The following is an 18,392-nucleotide window of genomic DNA, read 5'->3' on the forward strand; positions in this document are numbered from 1 at the left end:
TCGTTCCTTGCTCTCAGTCAAGCAGATTGCAGCGCCATCTCCAGGTCGGCGATCAGATCGTCCGGATGCTCGATGCCGATCGACAGACGGATCGTCGATTCCAGCACGCCGATGCGCTGGCGGACATCTGCGGGCACACCGGAATGCGTCATGGCGGCCGGATGGCTCGCCAGCGATTCCGTGCCACCGAGGCTGACCGCAAGCTTGAAGACCTGCAGCGCGTTCAGAAACTTGAAAGAGGCCGGCTGGCCGCCGCGAATGTCGAAAGAGAAGGTGGAGCCGGCGCCGGTGCATTGCGCGGCGAAGGTCCGGCCGGCCGGCGAATCCGGATCGTGATAGGGCAGGTAGTGAACCTTCTCGACCTTCGGATGATCGCGCAGAAAATCGGCGACGGCCCGCGCATTGCTGTTGGCCCGCTCCATGCGCAGCTGCAGCGTTTCCAGCGACCGGCCGAGCATCCAGCAGGAATGCGGATCGAGCTGCGTGCCGATCGCGCCGCGCAGCGCCTTGACCTGCTTGATGACAGCCTTGCGGCCGAGAACGGCGCCGGCGATCAGGTCGGAATGGCCGCCGACATATTTGGTCAGCGAATAGAGCGAGATATCGGCGCCGTGCTCGATCGGCCGCTGGAAAACCGGGCCGAGCAGGGTGTTATCGCAGACGATGATCGGCGTATGCCCCTGCTTTGCGCCGATCGCGTCGGCCACGCGCCGGATCATCGCGACATCGACCAGGCTGTTGGTCGGGTTGGCCGGCGTCTCGATCAAGATGACGGAAACGCGGCCCTTGGCCATCGCCTCGTCAGCCGCCTTCTGCACCGATCCTTCGCTGACGCCGTCGGCAAAGCCGACCGCGGCGACGCCGAAATTGAGGAACGTTTTTGCCAGCAAGGTTTCCGTGCCGCCATAAAGCGGCTGCGAATGCAGGATCGCATCGCCCGGCCGGACGAAGGCGAACAAGGTCGTGGCGATCGCCGACATGCCTGAGGAAAACAGCGCGCCGCTTTCCGTCCGCTCGTAGACGGCAAGCCTGTCCTCGACGATCTCGCTATTGGGATGGTTGAACCGCGAATAGACGAGACCGGCGCCTTTTCCCGCCGGCGGCTCGCGGCGGCCCGAGACGTAGTCGAAGAAATCGCGGCCATCCTCGGCCGAGTTGAAGACGAAGGTGGAGGTGAGGAATACCGGCGGCTTGACCGCCCCTTCCGAGAGTTCGGGATCGTAGCCGTAGTTCAGCATCTGCGTTTCGGGATGCAGTGCATGATTGCCGATATGGGTTTTGGAAGGATGCGGGGCCGTCATGATCGTCTCCTCTGTCGGGATTGCCCAAAAACAAATTACATCAAATCCGCGTCTGAGGCGCAGCCATCGATGATGCTCCTCAATGATCAGTTGATGGCCTCGCCCAAAGTGTCTGCAACATAGGCGCCGCGCGCGCCCATCGGCAACGGCGGTCCCGTCGTCGTGTCCCTCGCGGTCTGATGTTCCAGTTCGGCGTTAAGTTCTGCGCCGATGACGAGAATGACGACGGAAAGCCAGATCCAGATGAGGAAGCCGATCAGCGCACCGAGCGTGCCGTAGGTCGCGTTATAATTGGCGAAATGATCGAGATAGAAGGAGAAGCCGAGCGACATTGCCGCCCAGGCGATCGTCGTCAGAGCCGCCCCCCACGTCATCCACCGGAGCTTGGCAGGCTCCCGGCTGGGGCCGAAGCGGTAGACCGAGGTCACCGCCACCGCCACAACAAGCAGAAGCAGCGGCCATCGCAGGAGAAGCGCCATGTGCTCCTTGAACTGATCGAGCCAGAGATAGGAAAGCACGACCGGCATGACGCCGACAAGCGCCACCATGACCACCGTCAGAAGCATCGCGCTCAAGGTGAAGCAGAGGCCGACGAGGTTCAGCCGGATAAGACCGCGCTTCTCATTCTCCTCATAGGCCACGTTCATCGCATCGAAGATCGCCAGCGTGCCGCTATGCGTGCTCCACAGCGCAATGCCGAGACCGACGAAAAAGGTGATGCCGAGGGCACTGTCGCGCTTGCTGACGAGCTCCTTGATCTGATCAGCCAGAAGGTCGAAGGCCCCCGGCGGCAACAGACCGGCCAGTTCGCGTAGATGCTCCGATATGGTGACCGGGTCGGCGACCAGCCCGTAGAGAGACACCAAAGCCGCCATGGCGGGAAACAGGGCCAGCAGCAGATAGAAGGTCACACCCGCGGCGATGAGTGTCACCCGGTCATTCAGGACTTCGTGGTAAACCCGCCAGAACACATCGCGAAGTCCGCTGAGCGGAATAGCCTCGGGCGTGGCAGCGCTGCGTCCATGATCGTCAACCGGGCGGCCCGGCTCCGCCGGCGGGACCAGCCCACCGCCCTGCTTTGCCTGCACCAACACAAATGCCCCGATCGCCGCCGCCATCATCGCAGCGGCGATGGACAATCTCTTGAGCGGGAGCGCATCTGCCATTACCCTATCCTCTGATTTGCTGCGTGGATAACGCCGGGTACCGCAAAAGGATGCAAGCCGTTGCTTTCTTGTGGAGATTCGGAGCGCAGGGGAGGGGAGGCCGCGGCGACAAGGGCTGCGCCGGACAGAAAGCCGGGATCGTAATATTCTGATTTCACTGGATAAGTTCTTCGATACGGAAACGAAACCGGACTTTAGTTTCATCACTGCGGGTTAAGCTATATCGACACGCCGCCGCCGTCGCCGCGATTTTGGGCCCCTGGGACGGCAAATTCGGCACCACGCAATCTTGGAAAGCCCGATTTGGACCCGAGTTTCGTCCGCCACCATCAGCTCGAACGCTGAGCATCAAGCGCGCTCCGCCTCCCCTCATTAATAGCGCCGCCGGAAATAGCCGGCAATAACGCTCGCGTCGTCCACGGCGAACATCGCCCCTTGAGGTATCGACGATGCCGGGCCAGCATCCAAGAGAGCCTCATCCTGAGGTGCCCCACAGGGACCTCGAAGGACGAGGCGGGAGCACCGACGCCGAACGAATGCAAGGAGCAACGCTGGAACGCGTCCTTCGAGGCTCCAGCCTTCGGCTTGCGCACTTCAGGATAAGGCCGCTGGAGGATGCCGCGCCGCCCCCCGAGAAGCCTCATCCTTGTACGTTGCCGTTGCTGTATAATGCGGCTGTGCGGCGGGATGCGTGTCATCCTAGGGTTTTGAACTCGCGCCTCAGCGAGCATCTCCGTCGCCATGTCTTCGCTCGAACGGTTGGTTGGGCCTTGAGCCCGCGTTGCAAGGAGGAGCACCCCATGCATGCCCCCAGAACTTTCATGGTCGGTATCGATGTCTCGAAGGCCCATCTCGACGTGGCCGTCGAAGGCAAACGCACCGTTGTCCGCTTCGACAACGATGCAGCAGGCTGAGCCGCACTCGCGGCGGCGGTGGCCGGCGCAGAGCTTGTTGTCGTCGAGGCCACCGGCGGTTACGAGATGGCGACCGTCAGGGTGCTGATGGCCGCCGATAGTCCTGTCGCCGTCGTCAATCCCCGCCAGATCCGCGATTTCGCCAGGGCCAGCGGCCGGCTGGCCAAGACCGATCAGGTCGATGCCCGCGTCATTCTCCACTTCGCCAGAGCGATGCGGCCGGCACAGATCCCCCATATCGACGACGGCCGCATCGCGCTTGCTGCCCTCGTCACCCGTCGCCGCCAGCTCATCGACATGGCGGTCGCCGAGAAGAACCGCCTCGAACATGCCCCGCAAGCCGTCGCCGTGCTGATCGGCGAGACCCTCGCCGCCCTCAAGGCCCAGCTCGCCCGCGTCGATGCCGCCATCGCGCTCGCCATCGAGGCCGAGCCCAACATGGCCGCACGCCGCGACCTGCTGCTGACCGTGCCCGGCATCGGCGAGGTCGGCGCCGCCGTGCTCATCGCCGAACTGCCCGAACTCGGCGGCATCGACGACAAGAAACTCGCCGCCCTCGTCGGCGTCGCACCGATGGCCCACGACAGCGGCGCCTGGCGTGGCCAGCGCCACATCGCCGGCGGCCGCGCCACCGTCCGATGCGCCCTCTACATGGCAACCCTCTCGGCCATCCGCTGCAGCCCGGCCATCAAGGCCTTCTACAAAAGGCTGCGCGACGCCGGTAAACCGCCCAAGGTCGCCCTCGTCGCCGCTATGCGAAAACTCATCATCATGATCAACACTATCCTCAAAAGACACACGCCCTGGAGCGAGCCGCAACAACACGGTTGCTGAGGTGCCCCGAAGGGGCCTCGAAGGACGAGGCGGGTGCGCCAACGTCCGGACGAACGCAGGGAGCAGCGTTGGAGCATGTCCTTGGAGGCTCCAGCCTTCAGCTTCCGCACCTCAGAATAAGGTTCGTTGGAGGATGCCGCGCCAACACCTCGAAAAGCCTCATCCTAAGGCGCCCCGCAGGGGCCTCGAGGGACGAGGCGGGTGCGCGCCGTCCAGCCCACGCGAGGGGCTTCTCCAGATCTCTACAAAGAACGGCGCCGGCGCTTCGGCAGGTCCGCTCGAGCTTTAGACATGCAGCCAATGAGCTACTCGGCATTGGCGGCCGCGGGCCTCCTGCGCGCCCGGACAATCTGGCCGACATCGTCGTCATATCGATCATCGGGGAAGTTTATAGTCCAGATGAGACGACGCAACGACTCCGGTGCGATACTTCGGTAACCAAGTTCCTCCAGACGGAGCAGAAGCAGCAAATGGTCGGTAACGACTATCAGCCGGGCGTAAGCGCCAAGCTGATGCAACGCAGGGCGCATGGCAGCATAGGAGTTGAGGCCGAATGATGCTGCGATCGCCTCATCGAAGTGCGACGATTTGATGTGAGGATATTGGCCACGCAGAGCTTGCTTTAAGGCGACGACATTCGAAGGCGAGAACCTGATGGATGGGTTCAACATAGGACGATCCTGTGCTCTGGTCGAAGTCTGCCGATGACACTTCGACCTTGAGGAACACGGTCGTCGAGAAGTCTTACACACCCTTCAACCCGGCAGGAGGTTTGGATAGGCTTCCAGACTCATATGGTAACCGTCAAACACTTCGCCATCAAGGCATGGGCTCGTCTTGGGGCCAACGGGATCGTTGGCGCAACGCGACACGCGAAATCGCATACCTGAACGGCTGCCAGCAACATCCGTTGTCCGCGGCGCTCGGATGAATGCCGGACGCAACGTCGGAGCGAGTCCTTCGACGATAAAGCCTTCGCCTTCCGCATCTCAAGGACGAGGACCGTCGGAGGGCGCCGCGCGGCTTTCGCCTCGGCTGTCGTCGTTGGTCCTCCGATGATCTTCCGAGCGGCAAGCGCCGATATCCAAGAGAGCCTCATCCTGAGGTGCCCCGCAGGGCCTCGAAGGACGATGCGGGCGCGCTGGACATTGAGCAATGCAAGAAGCAGCGCTGGAGCGTGTCCTTCGAGGCTCCGGCCTCCGGCCTGCGCACCTCAGGATGAGGCCCCTTGGAGTATGTCGGACCACCCCCCGAGAAGTCTCATCCCGAGGCGCCCCGCAAGGGGCTCGGAAGACAAGTGAGTGCGCCGACGCCCGAGCGATTAAGAGGCAGCGCTGGAGCATGCTTGGAGCCTCCGGCCTCCGCACGAGGGAGCTTGCAGGATACCGCGCGCTAGAAGCAAGCGAGGATCAGACATGAAAACGGCCAGCGAGAACCCGGAATTGATTGCCGTTGTCCGCGGACAACAGGGTCATTCCAGAGCGGCAGCGCAAGTTGTCCGCGGACAACCATGCAGAACCCGGGAGCACCCATCGGAAGCTGCCAATCATTTCCGACGCGTCCGGCGTCACCCTTCACGCCACCCAACCGTCAAGCTTGAATTTGCCGCTCTGCAGCACTACCTCGTGGTGGACCGAAGCGCTCCCCCTCCGAGCCGCTTCGGTTCGACGGACAGCATCCCTCCTCCCAGGCTGTCGGTCACTATCGAAGCCCGGCGCCCTCTCCCGCGCCGGGCTTTGGCTATCTCGGCAAACCGCTGTCGTCGCCGGCGAGGACGTCTCCTCATTAGCCCACCACCGGAATGGATGCTTCAGGGATCGTCGTAGCAGAGCGCCCAATGATCACCGATATACCAGCAGCGCCCTATCCGCGGGTCGGTCTTCCAGAGCAGGCTCTTGATGAACTCGATGCCGCCGCGCTTGAAGGCAGCCGTCAGCGCCTCGATCTCATTCTCGTCGATCGTCAATCCACCATCGGCGCAGACGAAATAGGCTGCACTGATCCAGCGCGCCGCAAATCCACTGGCGCCGCGCTCAATCCGAAGTGCTGCGCCATGGGATGCATGACGGCCGCCACTCGACGGCCGGCCCTGGCGCGGTACACCAAGCGGCAACACCAGGCGCCCTCCGGTTCGCAGCCTTTCGATCCAGGGCGCCGCCGGACGCCCGACGGCGAAGTTCACATAGATCGCATCCACCTCTTGCTGCGGCCATTGATTGCCGTCGGCGGCGATGACGCTGACGTTGGCCCGATCAGCAAGCGCTGTTTGAGCGTGACCCGCTAGATCGGGATCCATCTCGACGGCATAGACATGACCCGCAGCACCCACCAACTCCGCGAGAATGGCGCTATAATAGCCGGTGCCGGCCCCGATATGGGCGATGCGATCGCCGATTTGGACGTCCAGCTCATCCAGCAGCCGCGCATGCAGCGAAGGGCTGCCATTGTTGACGCCCTTGTCGGGTTGCAAGGCGAACAACGCATCCTGATAGGCCAGGACCAGATCGGAGGAAAGCAACGGGCGATATCCGCCACCCAGATTGGCGACCTGCCATGGCGGCGTACCAAGGAATTTTTCGCGCGGCACGACGGCAAAGGCGGCCTCGATCCGCGGGATCGCCGTTCCGGCGGTTGCCGCCACCTGATGGGCGTAGGCGCGGCGGACCACCGCAAGTTCGTCGGCCGTGAACGTCGCAGTCGGCATGGCACATCTCCGGACTTCGATCCGTTCCGTTTGCCGACCCCTTAGCGTCCGCGGATCCGCATCTGTCGATACATGATCGATTTCGATAGAGGATGACATCTTCAGCAGGCGGCATTCGTGACGGAAGTTAAATGCTATTTTGCTTCCCTTGCGGAAAACTTCGTTGTTACGTCATATGCTTAATATCGTCGGGACGAAAACGAAGCCGCCACCGCCCGGCGAATCTGACCTGCAAAGCAGGCAGCATCGCCGGAGTCCGCCTAGCCTCGGGCATCAACAGCCTGCCAGAGCGCCAACGATGCAATCAGGCGCGCGGCGTCGTGCCACCCATGGCGTTTACGCTGAAACGCTTCTTGATCCTGTCGACGGGCGTCCCGTCCTGAAGCGGAACTTGGACCACCCTGTCATAGGTCTCAAAGCCCATCTTCGCGTAGTAGCCAAGTCCGCTGACATTGTCGGCGCGGATGGTCGCATTGATGAAGTCGAGCCCGAATTCTTCCGCCGCCGCGCGGGTCGCCGGAAAAAGCGCGCGGCCGACGCCCGCGGTCTTTGGGTTCATGCGAGCAAAGGTCGCGATGTCGGCGACGCCTTTCGGCGGATCGCCGTATAAGCTCAACGATTGAAAGCCGACCAGCGCCTGATTGTGCTCGGCCACATGGCAGGCCAGCGGAAATTCGCCATCGATGAACCAGTCGGCGAATTCGGCAGCCGAAAGCGGCGTCTCGAGCGCTGTCGTTCCGCCGGCCCGGATGATCTCGTTCAGCAGAGCGCTCAGTTCCTCGGCGTCGGAAGCGACGGCCTTTCGGATGTGCATGTCTTGGCTACCTCGTTATCCCCGACAACCTATCGGCGAGATTTTGAGATGACAAGTCACCATTTCGTCTGCCGGGATGAGGCATCATCCAGCGCACCCGACAGCGATTTCGCGCTCCCCGATTGCGCAAACTGTCTTCAGGCGTTCAAACGCTGCTGCGTCTGCCGGTCGAAAAAATGAACCTTGGAGGTCTCGAAGGAAAGTTTCACCGGCTGTTCCGGAACGAGTTCGACACGTTCGCGCACCACCCATGTCAGCTCCCGTCCATCCACCTCCACGGCGACATGGGTTTCCGATCCCGTCGGCTCGACCACCTTGACTACGGCATCGACCCCGTTCTCGCCGCCGAAGGCGATGTCTTCGGGGCGGATGCCGAGCGTCAGCGGCCGGTTGGCGGAATTGGCCGGCGCCCGCGAGAGCGCCACGCGCGACCCGCTGGAGAGCGCCAATGCCGGCTTTCCCGCCTGGTCGATCGTCCCCTCGAGAAAGTTCATGGCGGGGGAGCCGAGGAAACCGGCGACGAAAATGTTGCGCGGCCTGTCGTAGAGTTCGAGCGGACTGCCGATCTGCTCGACACGGCCGCCATGCAGCACGACGATCTTGTCGGCCATGGTCATGGCTTCGATCTGGTCATGGGTGACGTAGACGATGGTGGTCTTCAGCCGCTGATGCAGGGCCTTGATCTCCGCCCGCATCTTCACCCGCAGTTTCGCATCGAGATTGGAAAGCGGCTCGTCGAAGAGGAAGACTTTGGGATCGCGAACGATGGCACGGCCCATGGCGACGCGCTGGCGCTGCCCGCCGGAAAGCTGGGCCGGCTTGCGGCGGAGAAGCGGCTGCAGGCCGAGAATGGCGGCAGCCTCGCCGACTTTCTTTTCGATCTCCGGCCGCTTGGCGCCGGCAAGTTCCAGCGCAAAGCCCATGTTCTGGGAGACGGTCATCTGCGGATACAGCGCGTAGTTCTGGAAGACCATCGCGATATCGCGATCCTTCGGCTGCAGATTGTTCACCACCCGGCCGTCGATGCTGATCTGGCCGCCGGTGATATCCTCCAGCCCGGCGATCATGCGCAGCAAGGTTGACTTGCCGCAGCCGGAGGGGCCGACCAGAATGGTGAATTCGCCATCGGCGATCTCGACGTCGACGCCATGAATGATGTCGACCGTGCCGAAGGATTTCTTGACGTTTCTGATGCTCAAGCCAGACATGGACTTATCCCTTTCAAGCATGTCGCGCAAAAGTGTGCAGCGGTTTTGCGGCACCGACATGCGCAAAAACAAAGAGCTAAAGCGCAAGCAGCGATCTGAAAGATCGCGACGCGCTTTAGCGTTTTCTGCGCACGCGCAGCGCCTGATACGGCTTGCGCGGGATTTTCACGCCGAAGGCGGCATCCGGCTTGCCGCCGCGCACGACCGAGCCGTGGCGCGTCGGATGCGGAACGGGTGCCGCCACCTTCTCGGCCGGCGTGATCGTCATCTCCCAGGTGTCGATGATATCGACATCGTAATCGGCGCCATCGACGGGCAGTCCGGTGGACCAGACGACCGGCTGATGCTCGCCGAAATAGATCAGCCGGAAATCGCCATCGCCGTCACGCGCGCCCGAAACGCGCGACCAGGGCCATTCGCCGATGATGCCGAGCGGCTCGAGTCCATGCTTGACGTCTGCTTCCAGCAGGTCGCGAAGGAAGCCGATCCGCTTCCAGGCCTCGCCGCGCAGTTCCCCGCCCTTGGCCCACCAGATCAGGTCCTCGGGATGGGAATAGGTCTCGCCATGGCCGGCATAGCCGCCGCGCGCCATGGTGATCCAGAAGCGATGCACGAGTTCCCCCGCATGAAGATTGCCCCATGACTGCAGGATGTCGCCCTCGTATTCCGGCTCGTCATTGACGACAGGCTTGCCATAGGCATCGCGCCATTCCTGGGTGCGCTTGACGTCGGGGTTCTGAATGCAGGTGTGGGTGACCCACGGCTTGCGGTGATCGAAATTCGCGGTCACGTCACCATTATGGATGGAGCGCAGGTGCTGGTAGGGATCGTTTTCCTCGAGGATGTGGAAGTAGCGGTCCCACTGCGCCATCGGCTTGGTGTCGATCAGGAAGTCATATTCATTGGCGAGCGACCACCAGACGTTCCGATAGGCGGAAAGACGGGCGGCGAGATATTCGACATAGCGGAAATCCTGCGCCGCCGACATGTCGGCATAACCCCAGCGGTCATAGGGATGGAAGATGATGATATCGGCTTCGATGCCGAGGTCGCAAAGGGCCGCGACCTGTTTTTCGAAATGCTGGAAGGCCGCGGGGTTGGGCCGATCGAAATCCTGCCTGCCGTCCGCGCCGCTTTCAAAGCAGGCGTGCAGTGGCTCGTTGACGTTATAGGGATAGTCCTTCGGAAACACGCCCATGCGCATCTTGTTGAAACGCGCCTTCTTCAGCGTCTCCAGCGTCTGCTTCTGCATCTCGAGCGGCTGGTGCGTCCAGGCGTAGCAGGTCGTTCCGAAGGAGAGGAACGGCGTGCCGTCGGCATAAGCGAAGTGGAATTTGTTGCGCACGCGCACCGGGCCGTGATTGCCGGCCGAAGGTGCCACCGCGGTCAAAAGGCCGGTCCTGCCGTCGAGCGCCGCGGTCTTGGAGCGCGTCTTGAACGACCACTCGCCCTCGCTGTCGGGCATGAAACGGATGCGGTAGGTGCCGTTGCCGTCATAGAAGCCCGGCACGCGCACGTCGCGGCTCTTCTGGGTGAACACGGCATCGAATGCCACGTCGAGATAGGGATTTCCGGCCGCGGGCCCCTCGAAGGCGGCCTCGAACACACCCCATTTTTCGACTGTTGCATCAGACATTCTGTCTCTCCTCGTAGAAAAGATTTCGCGATCAGCCCTTGACGGCGCCGGAGGTGAGGCCGGAGACGAAGTAGCGCTGGAACATGAGATAGACGATCGTCGCCGGCAGGACGGTCATGACGATCGCGGCGTTGAGCTGGCCGTAATTGCTGGAGAACTGCCCCTGGAACGACATCAGGCCGAGCGGCAGCGTCCACATGTGCTGGTCCTGCAGCAGCACCAGCGCCATGGCGAATTCGTTCCAGGTGGAAACGAAATCGAGGATGAGCAGCGCGGCAAGCACAGGCAGGCAGACCGGCAGGAATATCCGCCGGAAGATCGTGAAGTGGGTTGCGCCGTCGATCAGCGCCGCTTCCGACAACTCCTTCGGAATGCCCTTGAAGAAGCCGTGCAGGATGAAGACCTGATAGGGAACGCCGAAGGCGATATAGGGAAGGATGACGCCGGGATAGGTGTCGATCAGACCGAAGGAATTGACGAGCGTGAAGAGCGGCGCCAGCATCACCTGGAAGGGGATCATCGTGCCGAAGACGACGATGAGCAGCAGCGCCTTGCTGATCTTCAGCTTGATCTTGGCAAGCGCATAGGCGGCCATCGCCGACAGAAACAAGCCGAGCGGCACCTTGATGACGGTGATGATGACGCTGTTGAGGAAGGAGTTGGCGAAATTGCCGCGGCTCCAGGCAGCGCTGTAATTGTCATAGGCGAGCTCGGTCGGCGGCATGAAGGCGCCGGTGCTCGTCACCGCCGCCGGTGTCTTCAGCGAGGTGAAGACGATGAACACGAAAGGCGCGACCCAGACGAGGGCGACGATGACAAGCGTGATCCAGAGGCCGATCAGGATGGGATCACGCTTCATCGACGATGGCTGGACGTCCAGATGCACGGCGGCGGTATCGCTCGGCACTGCTGTCACGATTCGACCTCCTCATGCTTCTGGGTCCATCTCAGATAGGGGATGACGACAGCCATGGTGATCAACAGCAGCACGACGGAGATCGCCGCACCCCGGCCGAAATCGAAGATCTGCATGGCCTGGGTGAAGGCCCAGAGCGCCAGCATCTGGGTGGACTGGGCCGGGCCGCCGCCGGTCAGGCCGTAGACGATATCGAAGGCCTTCAGCGAGGAGATGATCGAAAGAACGAGAACGATGGTGATCGTCGGGCGCAAAGCCGGCAGCGTCACATGCTTGAACACCGCCCAGCGGCCGGCGCCATCGATGCGCGCGGCCTCCACCAGCGTCTGCGAGACATTCTGCAGGCCGGCCAGGAACAGCACCATGGAGAAGCCGACCGTCTGCCAGAGATAGGCGACGAAAACGGAATAGAGGGCGATATCCTTGTTCCCCAGCCAGTCCTTGATCCAGCCCTGCATACCCCAGGAGGTCAGCAGCTGAGCGAACAGGCCGAAGAAGGGATCGTACATCCACTTCCACATGGTGGCGACGGCGATCGGCGCGATGATGACGGGTAGATAGAAGACGGCCCTCAGGCCATTGCGGCCGAAGATTTTCTGATTAAGGCTGAGCGCCAGCAGCAGCCCGACCATCGGCGGGAAGATCAGGCTCATCAGCGTCCAGATCACCGTGTTGCGGAAGGCAACCCAGAAGACCGGGTCCCGGGAAAAGATCGCCGAATAATTGGCCATGCCCACGAATTGCCGGTTGGCGTCCAGCCCGTTCCACTTCTGGAAGCTCAGGATGACGACATTGAGCATCGGGTAGAGCGCAAAGACCGCATAGATCGCCAGCGCCGGTACCAGCAGGATTGCCGCTTGCATACGCGGATCATGTGTCGATTGTCGAAGTGACATGCTTTCCTCCTGGCAGTGAAAGCCGCTGCCAGCTCATGAAAGAATGTGCCAGCCGATCGACTCGAAGGTCGATCGGCCGGCGCTTGGGAGGAATCAGGTTCTGCTTGCGATGAAGGTCTGCAGCTGCTTGGCCGCCTCGGCCGGCTCGGTGTTGCCGGAGGCGACGTCATTGATGACGCGGAAATATTCCGTCGTCACATCGAGCGGGAAGGCCTGGTCGCCGTTCATGTAGACCTTGCCGTATTTCTGGAAAATCCCCAGCCATTCCGCCTCGAGCGGCTTCTGGTTGGCGTATTGGACATTCTTGTTGACCGAGGTCGAGCTCAGCTGGCCGAGCAGATCCTGCTGCACCTTCGTCGACAGGAAATAGTCGAGGAATTTCGCGGCGGTGTCGGGATTCTTGCTCTTGGTGCTGATGTAATTGTACTCGGCGAAACCATAGAGACGCTCGGTATTGGTCGGGAAGGGGAAGATGCCGTAATCGTCGAGATTGGCGCCCGAGCCGTCGAGCTGGCTAACCAGCCAGTCGCCTTCGAGCATCATCGCCGCGCGGCCGGCCGTGAAGAGGCTGTAGGACTGCTTGTTGTCGATGCCCATGAAGGGCTGCAGCGTATAGTCCTTCGTCCACTTGGCAAACTCCGCAAAGGCGTCCGTTGCGCAGGGTTCCTTGGTCCAGTCCAGCGTCATCGCCTTCAGCGCGTCGTGCTTCTCGGCGCCGCACTTGGTCTCGAGGATGACGTCCATCAGGCGCATGACGTGCCAGTTGACCGTGCCACCGAAGGTGAAGGCGGGGATGCCGGCAGCTTTCAGCTTGTCGGCGGCGGCCAGAAGTTCCTCATAGGTCTTCGGCTCTTCCTTGATGCCGGCCTGTTCGAAAAGCTTCTTGTTGTAATAGACGGCCTCGCCCTTGAAGGTGAAGGGAACGCCGTGTTTGCCGCCGGGATAAAGGTCGGCGAAAGCCGCAGCCGAGGGCAGCAATTCGTCGTTCCATTTATATTCGGTGTAATATTTGTCGAGCGGCAGAGAGAGGCCGGCCTTCACATATTCGCCGCCGAGGCCAAGGCCCGCCCAACTGAAATAGATGTCAGGCCCCTTGTCGGAGCCGGCCGCGACGCGCAGCGCCGTCTTGTGCTCGTCGACGGCGCGCTGAACGATCTCGACATGCGTTCCCGGATTCGCCGCTTCGAAATCCGTCGCGACCTTCTTCAGCGCGCCGTTGGCGGCATTGTTGTCGAAGTTGAGCGTCCAGAGCGTGATGTCTTCGGCAAGAACCGGCGTCGCGGCGAAAGACGCCATGGCAATCGCGACGATGCTCGCAGTCTTCAATTTCGCGGATAGGGTCAGCATTACCGTCCTCCTCTTGATAAGCCGGCCCCTTGTCGCAGATGCTCATTTACATGTCAACTGGTATGATGAGCTAACCATCACGATGCCGTGCGAATTTTGCGATGGAGGCGATGATGATGGCTGCCGATGCCGCACCGGGGTCGATATGGCCGATTACCCGATCTCCAAGCCGAGATGCCCGTCCCTTCGCCGCCAGTAAATCCCGGGTCGCTTCGCAGCCTTGGCGCGCTGCCCGGTCCGCCATGTCGAAGCATTCAGCAAGGGCAGATCCCGACGCCCTGACCTTGAGCGCCGCATCTGCCGCTGGCTTCCAGGTATCGACCATGGTCTTTTCGCCGGGCTCGGCCTTGCCGCGTTCTTGAATCCCTTGCGCCATCACCGCAAAAGCCCGCACGAAGTCGTCATCACTTAGTTCAGGCTTGTCCTTGACGGCGGCTCCGGCGCGCATGAAAGCCGTCGCATAGAGCGGGCCCGATGACGCGCCGACCGCATTCAAAAATGCCTTTGCCGCCGCGTTGAAGACGGCCGTCGGCGCAGCCTGCGCGGGGTCGAGCCCGCCGACGGCCTTGGCCGCGGCCTCACAGCCGGCGTCCATGGCAAGGCCATGATCTCCGTCGCCGATGGCGCCGTCCAGCTCGCAGAGATGATCACGCTGCGCCGCGATATCCCCGGCGATCAGGGCAAAGAGGTGCTGCAGGTCTTTCGTCGTGATTGCCATGGTCACCTCGCAAACATGGCGCAATCGCAGGGATGATCGATCAGCCGCTGCAGCTCGTCGTCGAGATGCATGACGGTGATCGACGCGCCTGCCATTTCCAGCGAAGTGCAATAATTGCCGACGAGCGACGTATGAATGACAAGCCCGGCTTCATCGAGCCGCGCCTTGACGCGCCGCATCATGATGTAGAGTTCCATCATCGGCGTGGAGCCCAGCGAGTTGACGAGCACGGCGACGCGATCGCCCCGCTCTGCCTTCATCTCCCGGAGGATGCTGTCCATCAGTTCGTCGGTCACCGCGTCGGCCGTCTTCAACGACTCGCGGGCAACACCGGGTTCGCCGTGAATGCCCATGCCGATCTCCATCTCCTCCTCGCCGATCAGGAAGTTCGGCTTCAAAGTCTGCGGCAGCGAGCAGGGCGCGAGCGCCACGCCCATTGTATAGGTGCGCGCATTGGCATGGCGCGCGGCGCGTTCGACCTCGTCGAAGGAATAGAGAAGATCGCAGGCAGCACCAGCCGCCTTGAAGATGAAGACATTGCCGGCAACGCCGCGCCGCTCTTCCCTCTGATCGGCAGGGGCGGAGGCGACATCGTCGGTGGTCAAGACGGTGCGCACCTCGATCTCGTCGAGCGCCAGCATTTCCGCCGCCATATCGAAATTCATCACGTCGCCGGCATAATTGCCGTACATGAAAAGCACGCCAGCGCCGCCGTCGACGGCCTTGGCGCAGGCGATGATCGGATCGGGCGGCGGCGAGGCGAAGACATTGCCGATCGCGGCGGCATCCGCCAGCCCCTTGCCGACATAACCGAGAAATGTCGGTTCATGCCCGGATCCGCCGCCGATCACCAGCCCGACCTTGCCCTTGCGTGGCCCGTTTCTGGCAATGATCGCACGCGGCACATCCTCCACCGCATAGAGATGCCGGGGATGCGCCACGAGGACGCCTTGCAGCATTTCATCGACGGCATCTGCGCCTGCATTGATAAGCTTTTTCGTCTTCACGCCGATCCTCCCAGAACGAGCTCCGACTGCATAGATGCGGCTGGCGCGCAGGACGTCAATCCGCGAGCGGCAAGACCGCGGTGGCGAATGGTGCGAGCCGCACCTCTTTGGCCAAGGCGTCGCCGTCGACCCGTCGCTCTTCGCCGGTCAGATTGACCACGTAGATCTTGGCGCCGCCGGCATCCCGCGCCACGAAAGACAGCACCTGGGAGGGCGAAGACGAAACGCCTTCCTGCCAGGACGCGCCGGCGAGTGCCGACAAAGTCTGCACCGTATTGAAGAGCGGCCGCCGCCCGCCGCGTTCGGTCGGTTCATCAGGGCCGGCAATCAGGCCGAACGGGCCGGTCAGTGCCGAAAGCGCCAGGCATTCGAGATCGGCATCCAGCACCCGGATCGCGTAGCCTAGCGCAAAGGCCTCGGCGAAACGGCCGTTGTGGCGCGGGTCACGATTGGCCATCGGAATGCGCCCACCGGACGGATTGTCCATGGTGCGGCTGCCATAAGGGTTCTGTCGCATCGGGATCGTCGACGGGCCGATGCGATAGGGCTTGTCGCCGTAAATTGCGCGGACGGATCGCGTGATGAAGGGCAGCGCTTCCAATGTCTGCATGACGCTGAGATCGTCGGCCGCATGCACGATCGGGTTGGTGCAATGGCTGACGAAGTCGATCTCGCCAGCCGGCACGCGTTTGCGGTTGAGCTCGGTGAAATAGCTCAGCATGCCGCCGCCGATGCGAATCCTGGGGAAGGCGGCGCGGGCAGCGGCATAGATCTCTTCGAGGGGAGGGCAGTCCGGCCATTTGCTGCCGGGCGGCGTCGACTGCCGATCGACGGAAGGCGAGATCAGGATCGCATCCGGTCGGAAGTCCGCACGCTGCATCTGGCGGGCAATCTCGGCCGCCTCGCTTGCTGGTGACACCTTGCAGGCAAGCGCGATCTCCAGCGTCGTGCGGCCGCGATGAGCGGCAGTGATCGCGGCAAATTTCTGCAGCGCTTCGGCGGCATGTCCGGCGTTCGGATCGAAATGGAAGAGAAGCTCGCGAGGCGCGATCTCCGACAGGAGAGGAAGGGCCGAGAGCGTTGCATCGGCCTGCTCCGGCGTAACGACCACGCCGATATCGGGCATGGTGCCGGCCCGTGTTCCGAGTTCGAGCCTTATGACACCGCTCGACGTCGCGGCTGAAAGCGCTGCGGAACGGCTGGTGTCCCTGATCACGAGCGACGTCTTCTGCCGAACCGGTTGGTTGGCGGGAATTTTGTAGGGCCAGGGCAGGGCAAGCGGCCTGACATAGGTCTTATAGGAGGCATCGGACCAGTTCCTCTGATCCTCCATTTCGAAGGTGTCGCCTTCCATCCGGCATTCCGCCGTCACATCAGGCATGACCTGATGGGTGATGGCGCGCATATCCTTGAACGGCTGCCAGGGCTCGATGACATCGGGAAATCGTGTCTGGACGATCCGGCCGTCGACATGTTCAACCGTTGCCGATGAGCCGGCCACGCCGACGATCGAATGCAGGATGCAGAAGCCGCAGCGATTGGTTTCGAAGCCGGTGTCGCTCGTGGCTTCGGCCTCGAAATCGAGCCGGTCCGGATATCCCGTGATGCGGACGTCGATGATTAGGCTTGCTCCCTCCGGTCCCTCGCAACGCGCCCGATAAGCGATGTTGAAACGGTCGTCACCCTGCTCGATCCTGAGATCGGCGATCTCGGGGCTGCAGGTGCCCCAGTCCCGGTCGCGAACGAGGTAGGAAATCGCCCGCAGCACCTCGATCCCTCGGTAGCGGATCGTACGCAGGTTGCCATCGGCGAGATCGGCGGTCAGCTGTCGGGCCGTCAGACGAACCGGCGGCGTTTCCACAGCATGGGTGCCGTAAAGCTGGAAGGCATCAGCCGTCATCGCAGCATGGCCCCGACATCGATCGTCTGCCCCCTGGAAGCACTATCATAGGCGGCTTCAACGAGGGCGAAGGTCTTGAGATTGTCGGCCCCTGACGTCGAGTGCTCGGCGCCGCGCTTGAGCTGGTCGACCCAATGCTGCTGGATCGCATAGACGCTCTCCTGGATATTGTGCCAGGGCCGAGAGGCCCAGGACAGCAGCTTCGGCGAGACATCCGTTCTGGTGGTGCCCTTGGCGTTGGTAATTTCGAGGCCATAACCCTGGCTCAGGCGGATCGTGCCTTCGGCGCCGTCGAGCTCGATCAGCGTCTCCGGGAACGGCTCTTTGGAAAGCTTGGTGGCGTAGCTGACGTCAACGACTGAGGTGGCGCCGCTCTCGTGATCGAGCAGAATGGTCGCGACATCCTCGCCTTTGATCTTTGGATTGACCCGCCTGGTGCGGGCCGTGAGCGAGCTGACGTCGCCGAGGATATAGCGGGCGATATCGAGCGTATGGATGCCGAGATCTTCGATGATGAAGCGCTCGCCTTCGGCGAGATAGGGTTGGCCGGAGAAGACGTCGTAGCCAGAGCGGAAGGAGAAGCGGCCCCAGAAGGGCGTGCCGATCGCGCCGGCATCGAGCGCCGTGCGGACCGCCTGGATCGGCGTCTGCCAGCGGAAATTCTCGTGCACCATCAGGGCGACACCGGCATTGCGACAGGCCGCGACCATCGCCGTCGCATCCGACAGCGTCTTGGCGAAGGGCTTCTGGCAGATGGCCGGCACCTTATTCCGAGCCGCCATTTCCACGAGCGCACGGTGGCTCTGCACGGTGGTGGCGATATCGACGAAATCGAAGCCGCCATCGGCAAACAAGGCCTCGGCATCGCTGTAGCGGCGCGCGATGCCGAACTGGTCGCCGACGATGTCAAGCCTCTCCGGGTCGCGGTCGCAGATCGCGACGATCTCAGCACCTTCGACGTCGTTCCAGGCATGCATCTGGTTGATCGCAAAGAAGCCGCAGCCGATCAACGCGCCTTTCAATTCGGTCAT

At 62.2% G+C, this 18,392-nt stretch carries 14 protein-coding genes and 1 pseudogene; 1 reads left to right on the forward strand and 14 read right to left on the reverse strand.

What is annotated here, in order from left to right; translation table 11 throughout:
- Positions 1-17: 17 nt before the first annotated feature.
- The gene (locus tag CO657_RS28265) at positions 18-1,301 is read right to left on the reverse strand and encodes a cystathionine gamma-synthase family protein (protein WP_054184356.1); all 1,284 of its coding nucleotides are present in this window, start codon (positions 1,299-1,301) and stop codon (positions 18-20) included.
- Positions 1,302-1,387: 86 nt separating this feature from the next.
- Positions 1,388-2,467, reverse strand: a complete 1,080-nt coding sequence (locus CO657_RS28270) for a YihY/virulence factor BrkB family protein (RefSeq protein WP_054184355.1) — start codon at positions 2,465-2,467, stop codon at positions 1,388-1,390.
- Positions 2,468-3,267: 800 nt separating this feature from the next.
- Here CO657_RS28270 and CO657_RS28280 point away from each other — a divergent pair.
- Positions 3,268-4,215, forward strand: a pseudogene (locus CO657_RS28280) (IS110 family RNA-guided transposase).
- A gap of 305 nt (positions 4,216-4,520) precedes the next feature.
- On the opposite strand, the gene CO657_RS28285 reads toward CO657_RS28280, so the two are convergent.
- The 12 genes from CO657_RS28285 to CO657_RS28340 form a co-directional block, all read right to left on the reverse strand.
- Positions 4,521-4,886 (reverse strand): hypothetical protein, encoded by a 366-nt coding sequence (locus tag CO657_RS28285; protein WP_054185395.1) that lies wholly within the window; start codon positions 4,884-4,886, stop codon positions 4,521-4,523.
- A 1,139-nt stretch (positions 4,887-6,025) separates the two neighbouring features.
- Positions 6,026-6,919: a protein-L-isoaspartate O-methyltransferase family protein gene (locus CO657_RS28290; RefSeq protein ID WP_054185396.1), complete on the reverse strand. Its 894-nt coding sequence runs from the start codon at positions 6,917-6,919 to the stop codon at positions 6,026-6,028.
- 304 nt (positions 6,920-7,223) lie between these two features.
- The gene (locus tag CO657_RS28295; RefSeq protein ID WP_054185397.1) at positions 7,224-7,733 is read right to left on the reverse strand and encodes a GNAT family N-acetyltransferase; all 510 of its coding nucleotides are present in this window, start codon (positions 7,731-7,733) and stop codon (positions 7,224-7,226) included.
- Positions 7,734-7,870: 137 nt separating this feature from the next.
- Complete coding sequence (locus tag CO657_RS28300) at positions 7,871-8,941, reverse strand: ABC transporter ATP-binding protein (protein ID WP_054185398.1); 1,071 nt, start codon at positions 8,939-8,941, stop codon at positions 7,871-7,873.
- 115 nt (positions 8,942-9,056) lie between these two features.
- The gene (locus tag CO657_RS28305) at positions 9,057-10,577 is read right to left on the reverse strand and encodes a DUF5060 domain-containing protein (RefSeq protein ID WP_054185399.1); all 1,521 of its coding nucleotides are present in this window, start codon (positions 10,575-10,577) and stop codon (positions 9,057-9,059) included.
- A 31-nt stretch (positions 10,578-10,608) separates the two neighbouring features.
- Positions 10,609-11,436, reverse strand: a complete 828-nt coding sequence (locus CO657_RS28310) for a carbohydrate ABC transporter permease (protein WP_088930296.1) — start codon at positions 11,434-11,436, stop codon at positions 10,609-10,611.
- Between the two features lie 53 nt (positions 11,437-11,489).
- Positions 11,490-12,389: a carbohydrate ABC transporter permease gene (locus tag CO657_RS28315; RefSeq protein WP_054185400.1), complete on the reverse strand. Its 900-nt coding sequence runs from the start codon at positions 12,387-12,389 to the stop codon at positions 11,490-11,492.
- A 93-nt stretch (positions 12,390-12,482) separates the two neighbouring features.
- Entirely contained in the window at positions 12,483-13,736 is a 1,254-nt protein-coding gene (locus tag CO657_RS28320) for an ABC transporter substrate-binding protein (RefSeq protein WP_054185401.1), read from the reverse strand.
- A gap of 70 nt (positions 13,737-13,806) precedes the next feature.
- On the reverse strand, positions 13,807-14,454 hold the full coding sequence (dhaL, locus tag CO657_RS28325) for a dihydroxyacetone kinase subunit DhaL (protein ID WP_054185402.1): 648 nt from the start codon (positions 14,452-14,454) through the stop codon (positions 13,807-13,809).
- A 2-nt stretch (positions 14,455-14,456) separates the two neighbouring features.
- Positions 14,457-15,461, reverse strand: coding sequence for a dihydroxyacetone kinase subunit DhaK (locus tag CO657_RS28330; protein WP_054185403.1), 1,005 nt, complete (start codon positions 15,459-15,461; stop codon positions 14,457-14,459).
- A 55-nt stretch (positions 15,462-15,516) separates the two neighbouring features.
- Positions 15,517-17,361: a D-apionate lactonase gene (apnL, locus tag CO657_RS28335; protein WP_054185404.1), complete on the reverse strand. Its 1,845-nt coding sequence runs from the start codon at positions 17,359-17,361 to the stop codon at positions 15,517-15,519.
- Complete coding sequence (locus CO657_RS28340; RefSeq protein WP_054185405.1) at positions 17,358-18,392, reverse strand: Gfo/Idh/MocA family protein; 1,035 nt, start codon at positions 18,390-18,392, stop codon at positions 17,358-17,360. The genes apnL and CO657_RS28340 overlap by 4 nt, the downstream gene beginning before the upstream one ends.

Origin of the sequence: Rhizobium acidisoli (assembly GCF_002531755.2) — a bacterium.
GTDB classification, from domain to species: domain Bacteria; phylum Pseudomonadota; class Alphaproteobacteria; order Rhizobiales; family Rhizobiaceae; genus Rhizobium; species Rhizobium acidisoli.

What these genes read in the sequence shown, in the direction of transcription:
- CO657_RS28265 (WP_054184356.1), bottom strand. Translation starts at nt 1,301, where the DNA reads ATGACGGCCCCGCATCCTTCCAAAACCCATATCGGCAATCATGCACTG.
- CO657_RS28305 (WP_054185399.1), bottom strand. Translation starts at nt 10,577, where the DNA reads ATGTCTGATGCAACAGTCGAAAAATGGGGTGTGTTCGAGGCCGCCTTC.
- apnL (WP_054185404.1), bottom strand. Translation starts at nt 17,361, where the DNA reads ATGACGGCTGATGCCTTCCAGCTTTACGGCACCCATGCTGTGGAAACG.
- CO657_RS28290 (WP_054185396.1), bottom strand. Translation starts at nt 6,919, where the DNA reads ATGCCGACTGCGACGTTCACGGCCGACGAACTTGCGGTGGTCCGCCGC.
- CO657_RS28285 (WP_054185395.1), bottom strand. Translation starts at nt 4,886, where the DNA reads ATGTTGAACCCATCCATCAGGTTCTCGCCTTCGAATGTCGTCGCCTTA.
- CO657_RS28340 (WP_054185405.1), bottom strand. Translation starts at nt 18,392, where the DNA reads ATGACCGAATTGAAAGGCGCGTTGATCGGCTGCGGCTTCTTTGCGATC.
- CO657_RS28315 (WP_054185400.1), bottom strand. Translation starts at nt 12,389, where the DNA reads ATGTCACTTCGACAATCGACACATGATCCGCGTATGCAAGCGGCAATC.
- dhaL (WP_054185402.1), bottom strand. Translation starts at nt 14,454, where the DNA reads ATGGCAATCACGACGAAAGACCTGCAGCACCTCTTTGCCCTGATCGCC.
- CO657_RS28310 (WP_088930296.1), bottom strand. Translation starts at nt 11,436, where the DNA reads ATGAAGCGTGATCCCATCCTGATCGGCCTCTGGATCACGCTTGTCATC.
- CO657_RS28295 (WP_054185397.1), bottom strand. Translation starts at nt 7,733, where the DNA reads ATGCACATCCGAAAGGCCGTCGCTTCCGACGCCGAGGAACTGAGCGCT.
- CO657_RS28320 (WP_054185401.1), bottom strand. Translation starts at nt 13,736, where the DNA reads ATGCTGACCCTATCCGCGAAATTGAAGACTGCGAGCATCGTCGCGATT.
- CO657_RS28270 (WP_054184355.1), bottom strand. Translation starts at nt 2,467, where the DNA reads ATGGCAGATGCGCTCCCGCTCAAGAGATTGTCCATCGCCGCTGCGATG.
- CO657_RS28300 (WP_054185398.1), bottom strand. Translation starts at nt 8,941, where the DNA reads ATGTCTGGCTTGAGCATCAGAAACGTCAAGAAATCCTTCGGCACGGTC.